Origin of the sequence: Actinotalea ferrariae CF5-4 (assembly GCF_000603945.1) — a bacterium.
Taxonomy (GTDB): Bacteria; Actinomycetota; Actinomycetes; order Actinomycetales; family Cellulomonadaceae; genus Actinotalea; species Actinotalea ferrariae.
In genome coordinates this window covers 1-5,152 of the sequence record NZ_AXCW01000251.1, presented here as the reverse complement: position 1 = coordinate 5,152, position 5,152 = coordinate 1, and the positions used below count along the sequence as shown (strand labels likewise).

General features: G+C 74.7%; 8 protein-coding genes. 4 read left to right on the top strand and 4 right to left on the bottom strand.

Translation table 11 applies throughout. The annotated features are described in order from the left end of the window. Window positions 1-138: 138 nt before the first annotated feature. From N866_RS20585 to N866_RS15655, 3 genes are all read right to left on the bottom strand, one after another. Entirely contained in the window at window positions 139-315 is a 177-nt protein-coding gene (locus tag N866_RS20585) for a DUF2273 domain-containing protein (RefSeq protein ID WP_081802717.1), read from the bottom strand. After that, the gene (locus N866_RS15660; RefSeq protein ID WP_052023141.1) at window positions 308-619 is read right to left on the bottom strand and encodes a hypothetical protein; all 312 of its coding nucleotides are present in this window, start codon (window positions 617-619) and stop codon (window positions 308-310) included. Before N866_RS15660 ends, N866_RS20585 begins: the two co-directional genes overlap by 8 nt. Before the next feature lie 89 nt (window positions 620-708). Then, a complete protein-coding gene (locus N866_RS15655; RefSeq protein WP_034228051.1) occupies window positions 709-1,191 on the bottom strand; it encodes an Asp23/Gls24 family envelope stress response protein in 483 nt (160 codons plus the stop codon). A 161-nt stretch (window positions 1,192-1,352) separates the two neighbouring features. Here N866_RS15655 and N866_RS15650 point away from each other — a divergent pair, with 161 nt between their 5' ends. The 3 genes from N866_RS15650 to N866_RS15640 are packed head-to-tail and all read left to right on the top strand — an operon-like array spanning window position 1,353 to window position 2,997. Beyond that, complete coding sequence (locus N866_RS15650) at window positions 1,353-1,649, top strand: type II toxin-antitoxin system VapB family antitoxin (protein WP_034228049.1); 297 nt, start codon at window positions 1,353-1,355, stop codon at window positions 1,647-1,649. Further along, window positions 1,649-2,344 carry a LytR C-terminal domain-containing protein gene (locus tag N866_RS15645; RefSeq protein ID WP_081802716.1) on the top strand — a complete coding sequence of 232 codons (696 nt, stop codon included), beginning with the start codon at window positions 1,649-1,651 and terminating at the stop codon, window positions 2,342-2,344. Before N866_RS15650 ends, N866_RS15645 begins: the two co-directional genes overlap by 1 nt. An 11-nt stretch (window positions 2,345-2,355) precedes the next feature. Beyond that, a complete protein-coding gene (locus N866_RS15640; protein ID WP_081802715.1) occupies window positions 2,356-2,997 on the top strand; it encodes a GNAT family N-acetyltransferase in 642 nt (213 codons plus the stop codon). A gap of 70 nt (window positions 2,998-3,067) precedes the next feature. On the opposite strand, the gene N866_RS15635 is transcribed toward N866_RS15640, so the two are convergent. Next, on the bottom strand, window positions 3,068-4,429 hold the full coding sequence (locus N866_RS15635) for a uracil-xanthine permease family protein (protein WP_034228047.1): 1,362 nt from the start codon (window positions 4,427-4,429) through the stop codon (window positions 3,068-3,070). Window positions 4,430-4,610: 181 nt separating this feature from the next. Here N866_RS15635 and N866_RS15630 point away from each other — a divergent pair, with 181 nt between their 5' ends. After that, a complete protein-coding gene (locus tag N866_RS15630; RefSeq protein ID WP_052023140.1) occupies window positions 4,611-5,084 on the top strand; it encodes a DUF4190 domain-containing protein in 474 nt (157 codons plus the stop codon). Window positions 5,085-5,152 lie beyond the last annotated feature (68 nt).

The following is a 5,152-nucleotide window of genomic DNA, read 5'->3' as shown; positions in this document are numbered from 1 at the left end:
ACCGGTCCGGCCGAGCCCGCGGGCAGCACGGACGTGGAGGCGCTCCGGGAGGCGGCCGTCGAGCTCGCCCCGGGCGCGCCCGGGGGGCCCGCCGTGGCCCCGGTCGCGGACGGCAGGCGGAGCGTCGAGGCCGCGTCGTCAGCCACGCCGACCCCGGAACAGGTCCGGGATGTCGACGTCGCCGTCCAGCTGGGCGCCGATCGCCAGCCCGAGGACACCCAGGACCAGGGCGAGCAGGAAGCCCGACCAGCCGCCGAGCAGGAACACGATGGTGACGAGGAGGCCGGTCAGCAGACCGACGACGCTCTTAGGCATGGGAAACCTCCGTCGCTGGGCCCTCAGGGCGGTGTCCCTCAGAGCGGGGGTCGTCGTCGTCGAGGACGACGTCGTCGATGGTCACGTCCACGCGTCCCGGCGCCAGGGGCGCGAGGGCCGCGCGGACGGCGTCGGCCGCCTCGGCGACGGTCGCGGGCCACACGGCCGCGACGTGGACCTCGACGCCCGCGTCGTGGACGCGGACGCCGTGGACCCGACGTCCGGGCAGGTGCGTGCCCGCGGCCGACCCCTGGTGGAGCCGGACGACGGGCACGCCTCCCAGCGCGTCCGCGATCGCGTCCACGCCGGGCCCACTGGTCCCGTTGCGCCCATCAGGCCCATCAGGCCCATCGGGCCCGTCGGGACGAGTGGGCACGGCGCCGGTCGGCTGGCTCACCGGACCCGAGGCTCCTGCTCCGGCGCCTGGTCCTCGCTCTCCTCACCCGGGATGTGGATGTCGCCGACGGCCACGTTGACCTCGGTGACCTCCAGGCCGGTCATCCGCTCGATGGAGCGGATCACGTTGCGTCGCACGCCGTCCGCGACGTCGGCGATGGCGTAGCCGTACTCGACGACCACGTCGACGTCCACGGCCGCCTGGCGCTCGCCCACCTCGACCGAGACGCCCTGGGCGTGGTTCTTGCCGCCGATGCGCTCGCGGACCGCGCCCATGGCGCGGGCGGCGCCACCGCCGACGGCGAAGACGCCGTCGACCTCACGGGTCGCGATGCCCGCGATCTTGCTCACGACGCCGTCGCCGATGCTCGTCTTGCCCTGCGACGTGACCAGGCCACCGCCGGTCGGGGTCGTCGAGACCTCGCGGGCTGCCTGCGTGCGCTCGGTGCTCTTGCCGGTCGTGCCTGTGGTCTGCGACATGGGACTCGTCCTTCCGGTTGGCGGTCATCCGCTCCACGTCCGTTCCGCGAGCGGTCGCTTCCTGCCAGGCTCACCCGGGCGACCCGAGGCCGCAACCGCTCAGGGGCGCGTCACGACCCGCATGACAGGCACGGTCCCGGGGCGCCACTAGACTCGGGGGCGTGATATTCAAGGCCGTGGGTGACGGGCGTCCGTACCCGGACCACGGCCTCACCACGCCCAAGCAGTGGGCCGAGGTGGCACCGCGGCAGGTCCGGCTGGACGAGCTCGTCACCACCAAGCGCACGCTGGACCTGGGCAACCTGCTCTCGGAGGACTCGACGTTCTACGGCGACCTCTTCGCCCACGTCGTGCAGTTCAGGGGGGTCATGTACCTGGAGGACGGGCTCCACCGGGCCGTGCGCGCGGCCCTGCAGCAGCGCCCCATCCTCCACGCCCGCGTGCTGGTGATGGACTGATGGCCGCGCCCACGCCGGCCGAGCGCGCCCGGCAGCTGCGCCGCCGGCACCGCCGCGAGCGGCAGGCCGTCGTCTTCGGCGCGATGACCGCCGCGATGGCCGTCGCCGGCCTGGCGGCCGCGGCCGTGTACACAGGGGTCGTCGACGCCCCCTTCGCGCGCGAGTTCACGACCCTGACCACCCCGGCCCCCACCGTCGCGGCACCCCCGTGCCCGCCGGAGGGCACCCTGCCGGTGACCTACGCCGAGACGCAGGTCCGGGTCCTCAACGGCGCCGCGACCGCCGGTCTCGCCGGCGAGATCGGCAACGAGCTCGTCGCCCGCGGCTTCGTCGTCCAGGCGACGGACAACTTCCCGGGCGGCTACGCGGGGACGTCGCTCGTGCGCTTCGGCGAGACCGGGCTGCGCGCCGCCTACACGCTCGCGGCGCAGCTCGAGGCCCCCGTCCTCGAGCTCGACCGCCGCGCCGACGCCACCGTCGACCTCGTCCTCGGCTCCGCGTTCACGACGCTGCTCGACCCCACGGTGATCACGCTCGCGCCCGACCAGCCGCTCGCGGGCCCGCCCGGCTGCGTGCCCCTGGAGCAGGCGCTGCAGACGGCGCCCGAGGGCCCGCCGGTCGAGGGCGAGGCGGCGGACGCGACGACCGCCGACGGCGATGCGGACGGCTCCGCCGAGGCCACGGGCGAGGGCTGAGGACCACCCCCGTGCGCGTCCGGCCGGCCGAGGCGCGGGACACCGACCGTCTCTACGAGATCTGCCTGCGCACGGGCGCCGCGGGCGAGGACGCCTCGACGCTCCACGCCGACGCCCGCCTCCTCGGTGACGTCTACGTCGGCCCCTACCTCGCGTTCAGCCCCGACCTGGCGTTCGTCCTCGCCGACGACGACGACCTGCCGGCCGGCTACGTCCTCGGTGTCGCGGACACGCTCGCCTTCGAGGCCCGGTGCGAGCGGGAGTGGTGGCCCCGCCTGCGTGAGGACGCCGCCCGGTGGGCCGGTGTGGTCCCCGGCTCGCCGGACGCGGCCCTGCTGCGGCTCGTGGAGCATCCCGAGCGCACGCCGCCGACGCTCACCGCGACCTGGCCCGCCCACCTGCACATCGACGTGCTGCCCGAGGCGCAGGGCCACGGCCACGGCCGTCGCCTCGTGGAGCACCTCCTGGACGCCCTGCGCGCACAGGGCGTGCCGGGCGTGATGCTCGGCGTGGACCCGGAGAACCACCGCGCCCGCGCGTTCTACCGGCACCTGGGCTTCACGCCGGTCCCGCCGGTCCCGGCCGGGAGTCCCGAGGCGCACGACGACCCGGACGCCGCCGCGGGCCACCTCCTCGGGCTCCGCCTCACCTGACGGACGGGCCGCGGGAGCGCGAGAGCCCGGCGGCGCCGTGCGCCACCGGGCTCCCCACGCGAGGTCGCGGTCAGCGGCCCGCCGGCTGCCCTGCCCGGTCCAGCTCGTCGCCGCCCGGGACGGACGCCGGGCTGGCCGGCTCCTGGGTGGTCCCGCGCCACCGGGCCAGCACGCGCATGACGTGGTAGACCCCGAGGGCCGCGGCGGTCCCGAGTGCGATGCCTGTGAACTCCAGGCCCTCCTGCGGGATCCACGTGTAGTTGGCGATGCCGACGATGATCGCGATGCCCGCGGTCGTGAGGTTGACGGGGTCGGAGAAGTCGACCCGGTTCTGCACCCAGATGCGGGCGCCGAGGATGCCGATCATCCCGTAGAGCAGCGTCGCGGCACCGCCCAGCACACCCACCGGCACGGAGCCGACGAGGGCGCCGAACTTCGGCGACATGCTCAGCAGCAGCGCCGCCCCGGCCGCCACCCAGTAGGCGGCGGTCGAGTAGACCTTCGTCGCGGCCATGACGCCGATGTTCTCGGCGTACGTCGTCGTGCCCGAGCCGCCACCCAGGCCGGCGAGGGTCGTGGCGGCGCCGTCGGCCGCGAGCGCCCGCCCCATGAGCGGGTCCAGGTCCTGGCCCGTCATCGCGGCGACCGACTTCACGTGCCCGACGTTCTCGGCGACGAGCACGAGGACCACCGGGAGGAAGAGCACGAGCACCCCGACGTCGATCGTCGGCGCCGTGAAGGTGGGCAGGCCCACCCAGGCCGCGGCCGCCACCCCGGACAGGTCCACCTCGCCGCGCAGCAGCGCGAAGAGGTAGCCGACCACGACGCCCACGAGGATCGCCAGCCGGCCGAGCATCCCGCGGAAGAGCACGGTCGCCAGGACGATCGCCCCGAGCGTCACGAGGGCGGTGAGCGGTGCGCCGCGGAAGCCGGAGAAGCTGCCGTCGCCCTGCGGCAGGCCCCAGGCGACCGGCGCCAGGTTGAGGCCGATGAGCGCCACGATCGTGCCGGTGACGACCGGCGGCATGACCAGGTCGATCCAGCGCGCCCCCGCGACGTGCACCACCACGCCGACGACGGCGAGCAGCACGCCCGTGAGGAGGACGCCGCCGACGGCGGCCGACTGCCCGCCCGTGGCGGTGGCGGCGAGGATGGGGGCGATGAAGGCGAAGGAGGAGCCGAGGTAGCTCGGCAGCCGGTTGCCCGTGACGAGGAGGAAGAGGGCGGTCCCGACGGCCGAGAAGAACAGGGTCGTCGACGCGTCGAAGCCCGTGATGGCGGGCACGAGGATCGTCGCGCCGAACATCGCGACGACGTGCTGCATGCCGATGCCGATCGTGCGCGGCCAGGACAGCCGCTCCTGCGGCGCGACCACCGCGCCGGGTGAGACCCGCCGCCCGTCACCGTGCCGACTCCAGCCGATGCTGCTCATCCGGGACCCCTTCACGCGCGCCGGACCCGGGCAGGCGCCGCAGGGCCGGATGAACACTAGCGAGCCCTCAGCGGGCCGGTGTGGGCCCGTGCCATGCTGGACGCGTCCGTGACGTGAGGTGCCCGACCGCCGTGGGCGGGCGCGTGCCCGCGCCCGACATCCCACCTCTTCAGGAGACACCGTGAGCGACCAGAACCCCGGGCAGCCCTCCGGCCAGGAGCCCTTCGGCCAGCAGCCGTACGGCGCCCCGCCCCCGCCGCCGTCCTACGGCGGCGGTCAGGAGCAGCCGGCCGGGCAGCAGCCGTACCAGGCCCAGACGCCCTACCAGCAGCCGTACGCGCAGCAGCAGCCCTACGGCGGCCAGTACGGCGGCGGGTACCCCATGGCACCGAAGACGAACACCCTGGCGATCGTCTCGATCATCGCCTCGGTCCTCAACTTCTTCCTGATCCCCGTGCTCGGGAGCATCGTGGGTGTCATCACCGGGCACATGTCCCTGCGCCAGATCCGGAACACGGGCGAGGGTGGCGCCGGGCTCGCCAAGGCGGGTCTCATCGTGGGCTACATCGGCCTCGCCCTGCTCGTCCTGGCGATCATCGCCATCGTCGTCTTCGCGGTGTCCGTGCCGTGGGAGGACGTGTCCACCACCTACTGACCGCACCCCCCACCCGGTGGGCGGGCGGGCCCGTGCGATGCTGACGCGGTGAGCGACAGCCCCGTGCC

Bases quoted from the DNA above. Each gene is read 5' to 3' on its own strand.
- N866_RS15645 (WP_081802716.1), top strand. From the start codon at position 1,649: ATGGCCGCGCCCACGCCGGCCGAGCGCGCCCGGCAGCTGCGCCGCCGG.
- N866_RS15655 (WP_034228051.1), bottom strand. From the start codon at position 1,191: ATGTCGCAGACCACAGGCACGACCGGCAAGAGCACCGAGCGCACGCAG.
- N866_RS15635 (WP_034228047.1), bottom strand. From the start codon at position 4,429: ATGAGCAGCATCGGCTGGAGTCGGCACGGTGACGGGCGGCGGGTCTCA.
- N866_RS20585 (WP_081802717.1), bottom strand. From the start codon at position 315: ATGCCTAAGAGCGTCGTCGGTCTGCTGACCGGCCTCCTCGTCACCATC.